This is a genomic window from Bacillus paramycoides, from assembly GCF_001884235.1.
Lineage (GTDB): Bacteria > Bacillota > Bacilli > Bacillales > Bacillaceae_G > Bacillus_A > Bacillus_A paramycoides.
This window is the reverse complement of record NZ_MAOI01000008.1, coordinates 30,676-48,105: the sequence shown is the minus strand read 5'-3', so window position 1 is coordinate 48,105 and position 17,430 is coordinate 30,676. Positions and strand designations below refer to the sequence as shown.

The window sequence follows — 17,430 nt, the reverse complement described above, 5'->3', positions numbered from 1 at the left end:
GACGGGACCTTCCGCATTTCCCAAGAAATATCCAGGCTTCGACATAGAATATCGACCTACCTATAATGTTAGACATGATAACAGCATCACTAATAACAAAAAGCCGTGCATCAGCACGGCTTTTCACTTTATCCCGCTATTTGTGGGCAGTAAGACTCCCACCTCAAAATTCGTCTTGAGCAAAGAAGTTAGGTGGGAGTCGGGCTGCCCGTAAACGCCCGATTGGTGCGGGCTGATAATCAGTGGGGATGAACAAAACCCCCACTGATTAAAGTTTCACTTTATATACGGACAGCAGTTCCACTCACCGCAACCATTAGCATCCCTTCGCGGACTACTTCGTAGTCCACGTCGATACCAACTATTGCGTTCGCATTTTTTTGTCTTGCGAGAGTTTTCATCTCTTCCATTGCAATGTCGCGCGCTTCTTTCAATTTACTTTCGTAAGCGCCTGCGCGACCACCGACAACGTCGCGGACAGAAGCGAAAAGATCACGAACGATATTCGCACCCATGATTGCTTCTCCATTGACGATATCGATATACTCAATAATTTCTTTCCCTTGAATTGTAGAAGTTGTTGTTACAATCATGCTTTATAGCCTCCCATATAAGGTTTCCACTTACTTATGGTGCACTAATTCAGCAGAAATTATATTTACGAACTAAACTGAGCTTCATATAATCGGCTATACCCCCCGCCCTGCTCGATTAATTCATCATGTGAACCTTGTTCTGCAATACCATCTTTATTTACAACGACGATGCGATCTGCATTTTTAATAGTTGCAAGTCTATGGGCGATAACTAACGTTGTACGGCCAACAGATAGTTCTGCAAGTGATTTTTGAATAGCAAGTTCCGTCTCTGTATCTAGCGCAGAAGTTGCTTCATCTAATATTAAAATTGGCGGGTTTTTCAAGAACATACGAGCAATCGCTAAGCGTTGCTTTTGCCCCCCTGAAAGTTTCACGCCACGCTCACCAATAACTGTATCTAAACCTTCTGGTTGCGAGTAAATCAAATCTTCTAACTGAGCACGCTTTACAGCTTGCCAAATTTCAGCTTCTGAAGCTTTTAAGTTTCCGTAAGCGATATTTTCACGAATTGTTCCAGAAAATAAGAAAACATCTTGCTGTACAATCCCAATTTGCTTACGAAGTGACGATAACGTCATCTCTTTCGTATCAATTCCATCAATTTGAATCGATCCAGATGATTGTTCGTAAAAACGCGGTAATAAACTACATAACGTTGTTTTCCCTGCCCCTGATGGCCCAACGAAAGCAACTGTTTCACCTGCATGTATTTTCAAGCTAATATCTTTTAAAATCGGTTCTTTATTTTCATATCCAAACGTAATGTTGTTATATTGAATATCGCCGTGTACATGCTTTACTTCGATTGCATCTTTAGAATCTACAATATCAGGCTCTGTTTCCAAAAGTTCTACATATCGTTTAAAACCAGCGATTCCTTTCGGGTAACTTTCAATAACCGCATTAATTTTTTCAATTGGTCGGAAGAAAATATTCGTTAACAAAACGAATCCAATGAATCCACCGTACGTTAATTCACCTTGCAATACAAACCATGTACCACATATTAATACAAAGAGCGTTACGAGACGCATTAGCATATAACTAATAGATGAGTTTAACGCCATAATTTTATACGCCATTAATTTTGTTGTACGGAAACGAGCATTATTTACAGCAAATTGCTCTTTCTCAAATTTTTCATTTCCGAATGCTTGTACAACGCGGATACCACCAACATTGTTCTCAATGCACGCATTGAAATCAGCAACGTCTGAGAATAAACGTCTAAACGTACCTGTCATTTTTTTATTGAAGTAAAGTGCCAACCATAATAGGAATGGAATGACGAAGAATGTTAATAGCGCTAACTTCCAGTTAATTATCATCATAAATGAAAATGCTCCGACTAAAGTCATAATGGCAATGAATAAATCTTCTGGCCCGTGGTGAGCAATTTCCCCAATTTCCATTAAATCGTTTGTAAGGCGCGAAATTAAATGACCTGTTTTATTATTATCAAAAAATCTGAATGATAGCTTTTGAATGTGATCAAATAATTTCTGCCTCATATCCGTTTCAATGTTAACACCAAGCATATGTCCCCAGTATGTAACGACATATTGCAAACCTGCATTTAAAATATAAACTGCGAGTAAACCGAAACAAGCCCATAAAATAAGCGTCCAGTTTTGTCCTGGTAATAGCTTATCAATAAATTGGTTTACGATAAGCGGAAACCCAAGTTCGAGTAAACCTGCGATAACTGCACAGGAAAAATCAAGTACGAATAAACCTTTGTACGGTTTATAATAAGAAAAAAATTTACGCAGCATATCTTTCCTCCCTTTTCCAAATTAAAAGACTCCCTAAATGATAACCATTATCAAATAATTATTCAAGTTATCCGTCTATGAAACTAAAATAGAGGCCACAGTTGTTATTGGGAAATCGATATCTCTTGTTGAATCGCTGATATAAATTTCATTTACTATCGCGCTGTTCCTAAAATAAAAAAGGTGTCACCTAGTCAATTTTTTGACTAGGTGACACCCTCATTTCTATCATATCGCTTCCGAATCCCAATCGTGCTCTTGCTGAACAAATACAACACCTAATTCATGATGGCCCCCGGCGTATAATGCCGTTTGAGCAAGACGAAGCTCACCATTTGTATCTAACACTTCTAATTTACAAAACGCTCCTGTCGTCTTCGTTTGAAGCGCATCATAAAACTCTTCGGTACTTCTTGGAATGATTCCATTTACTTTCGTAATAACTTCCCCAGGCTTTAAATTCATCTCTGCCCCAATTGTATTCGGAATTGTATCTAACACAACAAGTCCATCATTACGTGCGGCAAAGTATGCTGGCCTTGTCTCGTCTGCAATCTTCTCTTGCATCGAGATCGTGAAGCGTCCAAGCATTGCGACTCCCATCGCGATAATTGCGAGTACGTGCCACCAGTAACTTGCGATACCTAAAATAAGTACAATCCCTGCTAATCCATAGACACGTCTTCCTGTAAATAATAAAGCTTCCGTCGGCTCATAGCTTCTAATCTTTCTCATAAATCCAATTAAAAACGGAACGAGGAATAAAGAGTATGTAGTCGAACCAATTGAAACGACAGGCCACCAAGAAATAAAATCTGTCACCGCGTCTCCTGGTATAAGAATAAATACTGGTACAAGCCACAAGCGTTTTGATTCATGTAATCCAATTCTTAAACCACGCTTACCCTTTTTAATTTTCGGAGTAGAATAACGTACTGCATTTTTAGAGATTAATAAACCCTCTACAACGAGCATAACGCCTAGTAAAATAGCAAGTGATACAATCGTACCCTCCTCACCTTCTCCAAGCTGTAAGAAGGAAACTGACATCTTAGAAGATAATAAAACGAATGCAATCGCGATTCCAAACGAATAAGCTGCAGATAAATATCGATACATAGCAGTTAATCCGAATACTAGCGTCCAAATTAAAATCATCCATATACTCGCCTTAGACACAACAAGCCCAAGCCCAACCGTAATAATAGATACGATTAATCCGTATCCAACTCCTGCAAACAGAGATGTTCGCAGTTCAAACCAAATATCATATACTTTAAAAGAAAAGTCTTTTCGTTCTCGTAATATACGTAAGTATCCAACGAAGATACTACTAATTAAAAATACATAGACAGCAGGGTGTAAGAAAAAACGTCCAACTGCTCGTAGTATTTCAAAAAGCCATGCCTCCACGAATTCATTCACCACCATTTATCTCATTTTTTCTTTTTATCTTATCATAACTAAAGAAACGTGTGTTTAACACATAAAAAAATACAGGCACTAAAGTGCCTGTATTTCTTATTTCACTATTAATTTCAATGCTGTTTGTAATTGTAAATCATTTTCTCCAGAACGGATTTTTTCAATAATTTTAGTTTGAATCGCTTCAGCTGTCTTTTTATCAAGTTGTCCTGTCGCTTCCATCTCATTCGCATTTTGGAATGCTTTCAGTGCTGATTCTGTCTCTTTACTAAAGTATCCATCTTCACGGCCTGGTACATATCCTAAGCTCTTAAGCATTTCTTGCGCATGTTTTACTTGCTCATCATTTGAATTGTATGAAAGTGTCTTTTCAATTTGAATTGGTGTCGCATGATAATAATCTGGTTGCTTCACTTCTACAGTTGGTGCAATTCCTTTTTTATGAATCCAATTGCCGTCTGGTGTTAACCATTTAAACATCGTTAATTTAATGTTACTGCCATCTTTAAATGGAACAGCTTGCTGGACAGTACCTTTACCAAACGTTTTTTCACCAATTAAATCGTAGCCTTCTCCCTCTTTCAGCGCACCCGCTAAAATCTCTGAAGCAGAAGCACTTCCATTATCAATCAATACCGAAATTGGATAAGGCTTTCTCTCTTTAAGTTCCGTAGAGAATTTCTTCTTCTGACCATTTCGCTCTTCTACTTGTAGCATTGGCTTTTTATTCGTCATGATTTCCCCTAGTATATCTTCTACGCTATTTAAATAACCGCCAGGATTACCACGCACGTCAATAACTAAGCCTTTTATATTTTTCTTCTCTAACTCTTTTAACTGATCCTTAAATTCTTTCGCAGTATTTTCAGCGAAAGAAGTAATTTGCATATAACCGATATCTTTTCCGCTCTCTTGCTTTACAGAACTAAATACAGTAAAAATCGGAATCTTTTCACGCTTAATTTTAAATTCTATCGGATCAGCCACTCCTGCGCGCTTAATTTCAATTGCAACAATCGTTCCTTTTTTACCACGAATTTTTAATACTGCTTCTTCTCGTGATAAGTCTTTCACACTATTTCCATCTACAGATAAAATTTGGTCATTCGGTTTAATTCCTACCTTTTCTGCTGGTGAACCTTTAATTGGTGATACGATAATAAGCTTACCGTCCGTTTTGTTCACTTCAGCTCCAATCCCTTCAAGTTCAGGATCCAGTGACTGACTAAACTGTTTTGCCGTTTCTTTATCCATATACGTGGAATAAGGGTCCTTCAGCGTAGACAACATTCCTTGTATTGCACCTTCGACTAACTTGTCATCTTTCACGTCTTCCACATAACGTGAATCAATTAGTGCATACGCCTCATTAATCTTTGCCAAATTCCCTTGCGCTGTGCCAGCATTGCCATTCGATACCGTTTGCGTTACATACGCTGGGTTTATCCCAAACAAGTACATACCGCCAAACATACCGCCAGCACCAATTAAAAATGCAACAACCATTCCAATAATTGCAACTCTACGTTTCAATGCGGAATTCCCCTTTCCAGAACACACAGGTGGTGTAGCAAAAGGCATCACACGATGTGTGATGCCTTTACCTATTTCTACTATATGATAAGCTTGTACGAATTATGTTTGCAACTTTTTATACTTTTAAGAAGCGACGAATTGACATTACACTTCCCCACATACCGATTAATGCACCGATTAACACTAATAAACCAGCTAATTGGAATACGAATGGGTTGTATGGTAGAAGCTCAAAAATTGTTCCGCCAAGTTTTTCATTAAACACACCTTGTAGTGAATTATATATAACTAAAATTACGCCAATTGGAATAATTGATCCTAATACTCCTAGGAATAATCCCTCTAACAAGAACGGCCAACGAATAAACCAGTTTGTTGCACCAACAAGTTTCATAATTTCAATCTCAGTACTACGAGCATAAATTGTAATTTTAATTGTGTTAGAGATTAAGAACATCGCTGTGAATAGAAGACCAGCAATTAACAGGATCCCGATGTTACGACCAGTTTTTACAGTATCAAATAATTTTTCAACTTGACCTTTACCGTATTGAACATTACTTACAAACTGCATTTTCTCAATCTTTTTCGCAATTGTTGCCGTATCTGTTGGTTCTTTCGCCTTTACAACAAATACGTCTTTCAGTGGGTTATCTTGCTCAAATAACTCGAACGTTTTCCCACTATCGCCTAAGCTTTTAATTAAACGTTTCAACTCTTCTTCTTTAGAAGAATATTTAATAGAATCTACTTTTGAAATCTTACCCATATCTTCTTCTAATTTCTTTTGATCAGCTTCTTTTGCCGCTGGATCAATATGCACACGAATTTCTACATCTTGCTCTACTTTCGTCGCAAAATGGTTCATATTCATAATCGCTGTTAAAAAGACACCTACAAGTAATAATGTAACTGTTACTGCACTTACAGAAGCAAATGTCATCCATCCGTTACGGGATAGATTTTTTACACCTTCTCGCAAATGTCGACTAAGGGTATTAGTCTTCATATCCGTATCCTCCCTCAATCTCGTCTCGAACAATTTTTCCGCCTTCAATTGCAATTACACGATGACGAATTGTATTTACGATATCTGCGTTATGTGTCGCCATAACAATCGTTGTACCACGCTCATTAATGCGTGTGAAAATCTTCATAATATCAAGAGCCGTTTCAATATCTAAGTTACCTGTTGGCTCATCGGCAATTACAACCTTTGGTCTATTTACAATCGCTCTTGCAATCGCCACACGTTGTTGCTCTCCGCCTGAAAGTTCACTTGGAAGTGCATCTGCACGGTCATCTAGACCTACAAGACCTAACACTTCTGTAACACGTTCACGAATCGCATCTGGTTCTTCTTCAATTACTTCTAAAGCAAACGCAACATTCTCATATACCGTTAATTTAGGTAGCAATTTAAAATCTTGGAAAATCACGCCTAATTGACGACGGAAATACGGAACATCTCTTTCTGCTAATGTTTCAATTACAAGTCCATTTACATTAATTGATCCTGTAGATGGTTTCTCTTCACGATACATCATTTTAATAAATGTAGATTTTCCGGCTCCACTCGGTCCAACTACGTATACGAATTCACCTTGTTTAATGTTAACTGTGAGACCAGCAATGGCTTTCATACCATTCGGATACTCCTTATAAACATTCGTCATTTTTATCATTATTTATCACCCAATACTTAATGATTTTTTTTCGAAATACTTTTCTGTACATTTGAAAATAAAATAAAAACTTTTATTCTCTGTTTACCATTCTTGTTGAAGGCAGCTTTCTTACATGCCTTTTATTAGCAACGCTGCTCTATGTAATATATTTCATCAAAATTCTACAAACCTCATTGTAACATCAATCGGTTTCCAGTTCGGATACATTTTTGTTACAGTTATGTTACATCCTGATAAAGTGAAACTTTAATCAGTGGGGGTTTTGTTCATCCCCACTGATTATCAGCCCTCACCAATCGGGCGTTTACGGGCAGCCCGACTCCCACCTAACTCCTTTGCTTTACAGCTGAATTTTGAGGTGGGAGTCTTACTGCCCGCAAATAGCGGGATAAAGGGAAACGAGCTGACATAGTTCTTAACCTATATCGTTTTTAGGTAAGATCATATAATCAACTCGTCTATTTCACCTTTTTTATTTATGTCCAGCTAACCATTCAGCTACTTTTTTTGCGTCCTCACCTTGAATAAGTCCAGGTGACATTGCGCCGCGACCTTTTTTAATAATTTCTTCGATATCTGCAGCTTCATACTTACCGCCTACTTTTCTTAAATCAGGTCCAGTTGCTCCTGATAAATCTTTCGCGTGACAACCTGCACAACTTTTTTGGAAAATTTGTTCTGCACTATCTGTACTTGCAGATTGATTTGAAGACTTAGTCTCTTCTTTATTTCCACATGCTCCTAAAGCAAAAACGACTGATGTCCCTAACGCAATAGCCAACAATTTCTTTTTCACTTCTATCGCTCCCCATTGTTGATATTCTTCATACACACTCATTATTCATTATAAGCATTATCTTTATATAGAAAAACTAAGGTATATTTCATATTTTTCACAAATATAGTGAGAAGCCTAATAAAATAAAGCTTTCACAAATTGTTTCAATTCTGTGAACACCTTAGAAAGTTCTATAAAGAACCTCTTTCTCCAAACCAAATCAGAGAAATCCCATATAAAGTCCTACTCCATTACCGCTCTGTTTTACTATTCTCTACTTTTTACAAAACAATATACGGCATTATATGCTACATATAATCTCATCAAAAAGAGAAGTTGTCGTTTCCAACTTCTCTCCCTCTTTATTTCATCAATATAAATAAGATAAACCTCTTTATATCCTCTTTTACCTCAGCATGCGCCAACAATTCTGTTGGCTTTTTTTCTTATTAAATGCGAGAACGTAAATAAGCATCAATAAATGGATCAATTTCTCCATCCATAACTGCCTGTACGTTACCCACCTCTGTATTTGTACGGTGGTCTTTCACAAGAGAATACGGGTGAAATACGTAAGAACGGATTTGGCTACCCCATCCGATTTCTTTTTGCTCCCCGCGGATTTCATCTAATTGTGCTTGTTGCTCTTCTAGTTTCTTTTGATATAACTTCGCTTTCAACATTTTCATTGCGTGCTCACGGTTTTTAATTTGAGAACGCTCTGACTGACATGTTACAACCGTATTTGTCGGTGTATGTGTAATACGAACTGCTGAATCTGTCGTATTAATGTGCTGTCCACCTGCACCACTTGCACGGTACGTATCTATTTTTAAATCTTCTGTACGCACTTCAATTTCAACTTCATCATTAAACTCAGGTACAACTTCACAAGATACGAATGATGTATGACGACGCCCTGAAGAGTCGAACGGTGAAATACGTACAAGACGATGTACACCTTTCTCTGCTTTCAGGTAACCGTAAGCATTATGCCCTTTAATTAATAGTGTAACACTCTTAATACCAGCTTCATCGCCCGGTAAGTAGTCAACAGTTTCTACTTTAAATCCACGTTTTTCAGCCCAGCGCGTGTACATACGTAATAACATAGAACCCCAGTCCTGTGACTCTGTTCCACCTGCACCTGGGTGTAATTCTAAAATGGCGTTATTTTTATCATAAGGATCGCTTAGTAATAACTGAAGCTCATACTCATTCATTTCTTGAATTAAAGTTTTCACTTCAGATTCTAGTTCCTCATGTAAATCTTCATCGTACTCTTCTTTAAGTAATTCATGCGTTACTTCTAAGTTTTCGAACGTCTCATCTAACTGACGGAACTTTCCAACCATGTCTTTTAACGCATTAGCCTCGTTGATTACAGTTTGTGCGCCTTGTTGGTCATCCCAAAATCCTGCGCCCATCATCGTTTCTTCTAATTCTGCAATTTGTTTCTCCTTAGTAGGAAGGTCAAAGAGACCCCCTAAAAGCCGCTAATCTCTTAGCCATTTTCTCTAATTCTTGTCTAATTTCTACTAATTCCATTTCCTTCACCTCTATGTAATTGCTGTTACTTTCATATGAAAACAAGGGAAACTCTCTCCGCTTATTGCGGAGAGAGTTTAATCCTTTTTATTATTTCCCAATACCACAGCAGTTTTTATATTTCTTGCCACTACCGCACTTACATAAATCATTACGGCCTACTTGATCACCTTTTACAACCGGTTTTTTCTTCGCCTCTTCGCCATCGCTTGATGGATGAATAGCTTCACCTTGAACAACTTCTTGGCGCTCTAGGTTTTGCTCAATTTCAGCCTTCATGATGTAGCGAGAAATTTCCTCTTCAATAGAAGCAATCATCGATTCGAACATTGCGAATCCTTCCATTTGGTATTCACGAAGTGGATCGATTTGTCCATAAGCACGTAAATGAATACCTTCACGAAGGTGGTCCATTGCATCAATATGATCTGTCCATTTCGTATCTACAACACGGAATACAACAACCTTTTCGAATTCACGCGTCTGCTCTTCAGGTAGAAGTTTTTCTCTTTCGTTATAACGCTCTAATAATTTCGCGATGATTAATTCGCTCATTTCTTCTGGAGCAAGGCGACGTAACTCTTCTTCTTTTACATCTCCTTCTTCAAGAAGGTTTGTATTTAAGTAATCGACAAGACCTTTAATGTTCCAATCTTCCTCGATTTCTTCTTGCGTATGAAGTGCAACAGCACGTTCTATCGTAGATTTCATCATACCTTCAATAATGCTGCGTAAGTTCTCTGAATCCATTACTTCTTGACGCTGCTTGTAAATTACCTCACGTTGTTGACGAAGTACATCGTCGTATTGTAGCAATTGTTTACGTGCATCATAGTTATTTCCTTCTACACGTTTTTGTGCAGATTCTACAGCACGAGAAACCATTTTACTTTCGATTGGCTGCGAATCATCCATACCAAGACGATCCATCATCGCTTTCATATTGTCAGAACCGAAGCGGCGCATTAGTTCATCTTCCATTGATAAATAGAACTGTGTTACACCAGGGTCCCCTTGACGACCAGCACGACCACGTAACTGATTATCAATACGACGGCTTTCGTGACGCTCTGTACCGATAACTGCTAGACCAACGTTTTTAATATCGTCGCCTAACTTAATATCCGTACCACGACCAGCCATATTCGTCGCAATTGTTACAGCGCCTTTACTACCAGCTTCTGCAATGATATCTGCTTCACGCGCATGGTTTTTTGCGTTTAAGATGTTATGACGTACACCTTTACGTGTTAACATTTTTGAAATAAGCTCTGACGTTTCAATTGCAACTGTACCAACAAGAATAGGTTGTCCTTGTTTGTGACGATTTACAATATCCTCAACAACTGCATTGAATTTGCCTTCCATTGATTTGAAAATTAAATCAGCACGGTCATCACGAATAATATCTTTATTCGTTGGAATTACGATAACATTCATATTGTAAATACTACGGAATTCTTCTTCTTCCGTTTTCGCTGTACCAGTCATACCAGATAACTTTTCGTACATACGGAAGTAGTTTTGGAACGTAATTGTTGCAAGCGTCATACTTTCATTTTGAATTTCTACGCCCTCTTTTGCTTCAATAGCTTGGTGTAAACCTTCGCTATAACGACGACCTTTCATAAGACGACCAGTGAATTGGTCTACAATTACGATTTCGCCTTCTTGTACAACATAATCTGTATCACGGTGCATAACAACGTGTGCACGCAGCCCCTGATTAATATGGTGAAGAAGTGCGACATGTTTTAAATCGAATAAGTTATCAATATGGAAAGCTTTCTCAGCTTTCGTAATACCATCTTCTGTTAACATTACATTTTTCGTTTTCACATCAAATGAATACTCTTTTTCATTTTCTAATGTACGAACGAATGCATTTGCAAACATGTATAGCTCTGTTGACTTTTGAGCTTGTCCAGAAATAATAAGCGGCGTACGTGCTTCATCGACTAAAATAGAATCGACTTCATCGATGATAGCAAAATGAAGCGGACGCTGAACGCACTGCTCTCTATATAACACCATGTTGTCACGTAAGTAATCGAATCCAAGCTCATTATTTGTGCTATACGTAATATCAGCAGCATACGCAGCTTGCTTCTCCTCACGTGACATACTGTTTAAGTTAATTCCTACTGTTAAACCAAGGAACTCATGAAGCTGTCCCATTTCACTCGCATCACGTTGTGCTAAATATTCATTGACTGTAACAACGTGAACACCTTTTCCTGTTAAAGCATTTAAATATACAGGTAAAGTAGACGTTAACGTTTTACCTTCACCCGTTTTCATCTCAGAGATATTTCCTTCATGTAAGGCAATACCACCCATTAGCTGCACACCATATGGACGCATTCCAAGAACACGGGTTGCGGCTTCACGAACAACTGCAAAAGCTTCAGGAAGTAGATCATCTACTGTCTCACCTTTTGTTAGACGTTCTTTAAATTCAAGCGTCTTCCCTTTTAATTGCTCATCAGTTAGTGGCTTAATAGATGATTCTAATGCATCAATCTTCTCCACTGTCTTCTGCATACGTTTAATTTGGCGTTGGTTGACATCAAACACCTTTTTTAAAATACCGATCATAGGAAATACGCTCCTCTTTTTATTAAAATAAAACTTCTGATTGCTTTCTTTTTCTCTTTACAATCAGTCGTTATAAAAATCAAATTTATGTTATGCCAATTTTTCTCCTAATTAAAAAAACTAAAATGTATAAACCTAATGATAATTGTAACACTTGTCTTATAACTATGACAACAATCGTCCAAATGTCGGGCCTAGTTTCAGGAATTTTTTTCAGCTACAATCCCTACTATTTTATTTAAGCTGTTCAAACAAACTAAATCTTGCTATTACAAATTGTTCATTCAATCTCAGTAACAGCTTATCTTTATGTATTCAATCTAAAGATTTCCAAACCATTGAAGCACTCTATCACAATCTAATTCAACATGATGAAGTTCATATTTTAACACCTTTTTAAAAAAACTCCTTCAGCCCTGGTTATGCCATTATTCGAGATCCTTTTGGAATAGTAATACAATTGACAGTAACGAGACATAACTTCTAAATCTCATTACGAATGAGCTGTTTAAATTCATATCGATATTACGAAATACGAAAACAAAAATATAGAAAAAAGAAAAAAGCGCAGCCCCTTTCGGCTGCGCTTTTGAATTATTATTTTGTTTCGATTAAACCATATTTTCCGTCTTTACGGCCATATACAACATTAGTTTCATTTGTATCCGCATTTGTGAAGACGAAGAAATTATGTCCTAGCATATCCATTTGTAAGATCGCTTCTTCAACGTCCATCGGTTTTAAATCGAATCGTTTTGTACGTACAAGTTCTAATTCATCCTCTTCTACCTCATCCAGAACAGCTACTGCTTCTGGAAGGATAAAGTTGTTTTTAACAGAACCCTTTTCACGTAATTTACGGTTTACTTTTGTTTTATGTTTACGAATTTGTCGCTCAATTTTATCAACTACTAAATCAATTGCAGCGTACATATCGCTATTTGTTTCTTCTGCACGAAGTAATAAATCTGTAAATGGAATTGTTACCTCGATACGTTGCTTGTCAGAGTATACTTTTAAATTAACCTTAATCTCTGGGAATGTATCAAAATAACGCTCTAATTTACTTAGCTTTTTCTCTACATATTCCTTTAATGCTGGAGTTACTTCAATATTTTCACCACGAATGTTGAATTTCATAGATGAATTCCTCCTTTCAAGCCTATGTACTATAATTTCGACACTGGCTTAAAAACTCCTTCTAACTTTTTTAAAAAAATTAGTGGAATTGCGATTTTTTTATCATTTTTTGTTGAAATGAAAAGATGCATCGTTTCTATCTTTATTTTATCCTATTAACATCGTGAATAACGAATGTAACTGTGGACAATTCGTTACAGAAAAGAAACAACTTTTTGACAACTCTCCCTACAACAAAAAAACCCTTGTTACAAACAAGAGCTTCCATAATTTATAAAATGCTGCCACAAATACAGCTCTATCTTTTCCAAAAACGTAATTTTTACAACTTCACAACATTAGCCGCTTGTGGTCCACGTGCGCCATCAACAATATCAAACTGCACTTGTTGCCCTTCTTCTAACGACTTATATCCTTCTTGTTGAATAGCAGAAAAATGGACAAAAACATCGTCACCATTTTCACGCTCAATAAACCCAAATCCCTTTTCTGCATTGAACCATTTTACTCTTCCTTGCATGTTCATTCCATTCCCTTCACTCTAAAAATCAGGGCATTCGCCCCATAGTCTGACTATAACGAATGACAAGATCGTAAGTCAAAGAAGACCTGTCGTCTTTTTATTACCCCTTTCGACATTCACATATTAGCCTCTACAAAGTGTCAAACAAGAAACCTCCCTCGCTCCTCTATCATACAAAAGACTTCCAATTTGCCTAACTGTAATTCCTGTCGTATACACATCATCAACGATTAAAACATGTTGCCCATGAAACATCTCTTCTCCCTGAAAATAAAAAGGATTACTTCCCGACATCCTTTCTTTGCGCTTCTTCTTACTTTGCTTTTCTGTTTCTATCCTTCTTAATGATGTACAAGACATTTTGACAGGCAAACAAGAAGCTAGTAACTCGGCTTGATTAAAACCACGTTCGTATTCTCGTTCTTCACTAAGCGGAACAGAAATAACAACTGAAACATTCGCAAAATATTTTTGAAAAAGCCTTCGAAAAGACTGATAGAAAATATGAACTAATTCAGCATCTCCTCGAAACTTAAACTGTGCTAATATTTCTTTCATCCCTTCATTGTACACACACAACGAACGATTTATGAGAGACGGAAACCTCTCCTCGTCCATCCATCTTATGCAATCCGTGCAAATATCACCGTTTTTATATTCAGCTGGCACAAGTTCTAAAAGCCGACCACACTCTCTACAAATATCTCCTATAATATAGGAAAGTTTTTGTTCGCATCTATCACATATATACTCTTTATGAAGCTTAACAAAAAAAGTGTACCAACTAATCGCGTATGAAATATACTCATCACAAAGTAGACAATGCATTAATCTATCAATCCTTGTTCTTTAGCATTTTTATTCATGCTTTGAATATGTTTTTTCGCGCGTACCATCGCCTCTGTCTTTCCATAATGAAAATAGATGACCTCTCCATGAGGTTCATCAAAACTTCTACCAGCACGCCCTGCAACTTGAACGAGAGCACTTTCTGAAAATATTTCTTCTTCTGCCCCTAAAACTGCTACTTGCAAATTCTTCACAGTTACCCCTCGTTCCAAAATCGTCGTTGTAACTAATAAAGGAATTTCTCCTTTTCGAAAAGCCGCTACCTTTTCTTTTCTCTTCGGATCTTCTGCATGCACACCGTCAATTTGGCTGTTTATTGATTTTAATAACAAGCTGATTTCTTCTACGTATCGCACATGGGGAACAAATAAAAAAATGGGATATTGTTTACCTAAGTACATATTTAGCCATTGCAATAAAACACGAGGGATCTTTTTACGCACGAGGTCTTTTTTCCAATTTCCACACCACCGAAACACCGGAACTGGCAAGGGATGACGATGATAGCGTCCTGAAATAATAACCCCTTTTTGCTTACCACTTCGCAACTTCCGCTTCCACTTTTCATCTGGAGTTGCTGTTAAATAAATACGTGCTGCTTTCTCTTTCATTGCTTGTTTTACTGCGTAATGTAACATCTTATCCGCATGATATGGAAAAGCATCTATCTCATCTACAATCATGACATGAAACGATTTATAGTAACGCAACAATTGATGCGTAGTTGAAACGACTAACATTGCATCTTTTTCACAATCTAAACTCCCTCCGTACAAAGCTGCTACATTTATATTTGGAAACGCTTCTTGTAACCTTGGCGCTAATTCAAGTACAACATCTGTTCTCGGCGTTGCGATACAAACTCTCTCTCCCTTTTGAAGTGCCTCTGCAATTCCATGAAACAACATTTCCGTCTTCCCAGCCCCGCACACAGCCCAAATAAAGAATGATTCTTTCCGTTTAACAGCTTCAGCGACACCTTGTGCAGCCAATTCCTGTCCAGCAGACAAAACTCCTGTCCAACGTAACGGATGCAAGTAATTTTCTCCTTTTATTTCAGCTATCCCGCGAACAAGTACAGCACATTCGCTCACACGCCCCATCGTTACGCACTTTCGGCAATACGTACAGTCCCTATTGCACCTTTTACATAAAAATGACGCAAATAGTCGCTGCTCTATATTTCCGCAACGCTGACACATATATTTTGAAGACTTCTTAATTACACCTTGTACACAAACGACTTCTCGCTTCCTTTTCAAATGATTTAATTCACCCTGCAAATCTGAAGAGAGTTCTTCTAATAGTAACTGTTTCCCGGCTAACATCCTAAACCACCTCCAGCACTACTATAAATCCTTCTCATAATCTCGTAAAAACTCAAAAAAGCCGATAACCTACTTATAAAATAGTAAGCTATCGACTTTATACACGTGTTTTATTAAATTATAAATCCTAGAATCGACCGTATCCTAAGAAATGTTTCTGGTTGTAAGAACTGTTAATATCACCGTAAGCAATCCCTTTATCACTCGCATGAATCATTTGGCCATTCCCAACGTAAATACCGATGTGAGATGGACCTGCTTTATAAGTACCTTGGAAGAATACTAAATCTCCAGGTTGTGGGCTACTTACTTTAGAAACTGAGTTCCAGTAACCTGCAACGTCTTGACGACCTACACCAAAGATGTAAGAGATGAATCCACTACAGTCAAAACCGCCGTTTGATGGAGATGCACTTCCCCAAACATATGGTAAACCTAAGTAGCTTTGTGCTTTACCGATTACGCCACCCGCATTTGGTGCTGGTGTAGATTCTTCTTTTTTAGGCTGTTCTTTCTTAGGTTGCTCTTTTTTAGGCTCTTCTTTTTGAGCTTGTCCACCATTGTTTGCTGGTGCCGCTGGTTGAGCAGGCGCTTGTGCCGGCTGAGCTTGTGCCGGCTGAGCTTGTGCTTCTTTTGCTTTAGCAGCTTGCTCTGCTTGTTTTTGAGCAGCAGCTTCTTGTGCAGCTTTTGCTTGTGCCTCTTCTTCAGCAATACGTTGTAATTGTAACGCTTGTTTCTCAAGATCTTTCAATTGACTTTCCGTACTTGTCATTGTAGTTACAACGGTATCCATTTTGCCGCTTAAATCATTCACTGCAGTTTCTTTTTTCGCTTTTTCAGCGTCAAGTTCTTTCTTAGCAGTTTCAATTTGAGCTTGTGCTTCTTTTAATTCTTTTTGTTTTTCTTTTACTGTTTCAACATCTTTTTTCACGTTCACTTGATCTTCTTGTTGTGTTTTCATGATATCTTCGTCAGACTCAAGAATTTTAGACATAGAATTGAAGCGATCAACTAGATCTGCAATGTTTTTAGAGTTTACAAGAACTTCTGTTACAACGTTCGTGTTTGGTTGTTCTTGAAGTGCAACTAAACGTTTTCTCAATAACTCTTCACGTTTTGCAATTTTTGTTTGTAGTTCTGCAATATCTTTATTTTTCTTCTCGATTAATTGCTCGGTATCAGCAACTTTTTTTGTTGTTTCATCAAGTTTTGAAGCGTTCTCTTGAACAGACTTATCTAAACCTTGAATTGTTTTGTTTAAGTCATTCATTTGTTTTTGTAATTCATCACGTTCTTGTTGTTGTTTATGTAAAGTGTCATTTTGTGTGTTAATTTGTGATTTCACGTCAGAAATTTTATCTTCTGCAAATACATTTGGTGTTAGCCCTGAAAACATTAACCCTGCAACTAACGCGCAAGATGCCATTTTTAGCTTTTTCATTTTATTTTTTACACCGCTTTCTTTTTTCTTTTTCCGTACTTAACCTATTAAAATTTATACCATAATTCGGGAGTTTTTTCGCCAATGTTACGGTTTTGTAAAATAAATGTAATATTACATTTGTCTCTATAGCAAAGTATATCTAATTTTGTATATATATGTAGAATTTTAAGAACGTTTCGCCATTTTTATACAAATAGAA

13 protein-coding genes and 2 pseudogenes are annotated in these 17,430 nt (G+C 37.4%); 1 reads left to right on the top strand and 14 read right to left on the bottom strand.

The window, feature by feature from the left end:
- Window positions 1-281: 281 nt before the first annotated feature.
- From BAU28_RS00865 to secA, 9 genes are all read right to left on the bottom strand, one after another.
- On the bottom strand, window positions 282-593 hold the full coding sequence (locus tag BAU28_RS00865; protein ID WP_002068307.1) for a heavy metal-binding domain-containing protein: 312 nt from the start codon (window positions 591-593) through the stop codon (window positions 282-284).
- A 65-nt stretch (window positions 594-658) separates the two neighbouring features.
- A complete protein-coding gene (locus BAU28_RS00860) occupies window positions 659-2,374 on the bottom strand; it encodes an ABC transporter ATP-binding protein (protein WP_071717443.1) in 1,716 nt (571 codons plus the stop codon).
- 228 nt (window positions 2,375-2,602) lie between these two features.
- Window positions 2,603-3,787: a PDZ domain-containing protein gene (locus tag BAU28_RS00855; protein ID WP_208610956.1), complete on the bottom strand. Its 1,185-nt coding sequence runs from the start codon at window positions 3,785-3,787 to the stop codon at window positions 2,603-2,605.
- Between the two features lie 108 nt (window positions 3,788-3,895).
- Complete coding sequence (locus BAU28_RS00850; protein WP_083594444.1) at window positions 3,896-5,332, bottom strand: S41 family peptidase; 1,437 nt, start codon at window positions 5,330-5,332, stop codon at window positions 3,896-3,898.
- Between the two features lie 118 nt (window positions 5,333-5,450).
- Complete coding sequence (ftsX, locus tag BAU28_RS00845) at window positions 5,451-6,344, bottom strand: permease-like cell division protein FtsX (RefSeq protein WP_002174205.1); 894 nt, start codon at window positions 6,342-6,344, stop codon at window positions 5,451-5,453.
- Entirely contained in the window at window positions 6,334-7,020 is a 687-nt protein-coding gene (gene ftsE / locus BAU28_RS00840) for a cell division ATP-binding protein FtsE (protein WP_033795390.1), read from the bottom strand. Before ftsE ends, ftsX begins: the two co-directional genes overlap by 11 nt.
- A gap of 475 nt (window positions 7,021-7,495) precedes the next feature.
- Window positions 7,496-7,819 (bottom strand): cytochrome c551, encoded by a 324-nt coding sequence (gene cccB / locus BAU28_RS00835; protein WP_033719610.1) that lies wholly within the window; start codon window positions 7,817-7,819, stop codon window positions 7,496-7,498.
- 431 nt (window positions 7,820-8,250) lie between these two features.
- A protein-coding gene (gene prfB / locus BAU28_RS00830) for a peptide chain release factor 2 (RefSeq protein ID WP_115610299.1) occupies window positions 8,251-9,349 on the bottom strand; the annotation gives its coding sequence in 2 pieces (ribosomal slippage) (window positions 8,251-9,276 and window positions 9,278-9,349; 1,098 coding nt in all).
- Window positions 9,350-9,439: 90 nt separating this feature from the next.
- Window positions 9,440-11,947 (bottom strand): preprotein translocase subunit SecA, encoded by a 2,508-nt coding sequence (secA, locus tag BAU28_RS00825; protein WP_071717440.1) that lies wholly within the window; start codon window positions 11,945-11,947, stop codon window positions 9,440-9,442.
- A gap of 283 nt (window positions 11,948-12,230) precedes the next feature.
- On the opposite strand from secA, the pseudogene BAU28_RS00820 reads away from it, so the two are divergent.
- Window positions 12,231-12,434 (top strand): annotated as a pseudogene (locus tag BAU28_RS00820) (VOC family protein); the annotation flags it as partial.
- Between the two features lie 110 nt (window positions 12,435-12,544).
- On the opposite strand, the gene hpf reads toward BAU28_RS00820, so the two are convergent.
- From hpf to BAU28_RS00795, 5 genes and pseudogenes are all read right to left on the bottom strand, one after another.
- Complete coding sequence (gene hpf / locus BAU28_RS00815; RefSeq protein WP_002174210.1) at window positions 12,545-13,087, bottom strand: ribosome hibernation-promoting factor, HPF/YfiA family; 543 nt, start codon at window positions 13,085-13,087, stop codon at window positions 12,545-12,547.
- Window positions 13,088-13,409: 322 nt separating this feature from the next.
- A complete protein-coding gene (cspC, locus tag BAU28_RS00810) occupies window positions 13,410-13,607 on the bottom strand; it encodes a cold shock protein CspC (protein WP_033719670.1) in 198 nt (65 codons plus the stop codon).
- A 126-nt stretch (window positions 13,608-13,733) separates the two neighbouring features.
- The gene (locus BAU28_RS00805; RefSeq protein WP_071717439.1) at window positions 13,734-14,438 is read right to left on the bottom strand and encodes a ComF family protein; all 705 of its coding nucleotides are present in this window, start codon (window positions 14,436-14,438) and stop codon (window positions 13,734-13,736) included.
- Window positions 14,438-15,787 carry an ATP-dependent helicase ComFA gene (gene comFA, locus BAU28_RS00800; RefSeq protein WP_071717438.1) on the bottom strand — a complete coding sequence of 450 codons (1,350 nt, stop codon included), beginning with the start codon at window positions 15,785-15,787 and terminating at the stop codon, window positions 14,438-14,440. Before comFA ends, BAU28_RS00805 begins: the two co-directional genes overlap by 1 nt.
- A 127-nt stretch (window positions 15,788-15,914) precedes the next feature.
- Window positions 15,915-17,358, bottom strand: a pseudogene (locus tag BAU28_RS00795) (C40 family peptidase).
- Between the last annotated feature and the right edge of the window lie 72 nt (window positions 17,359-17,430).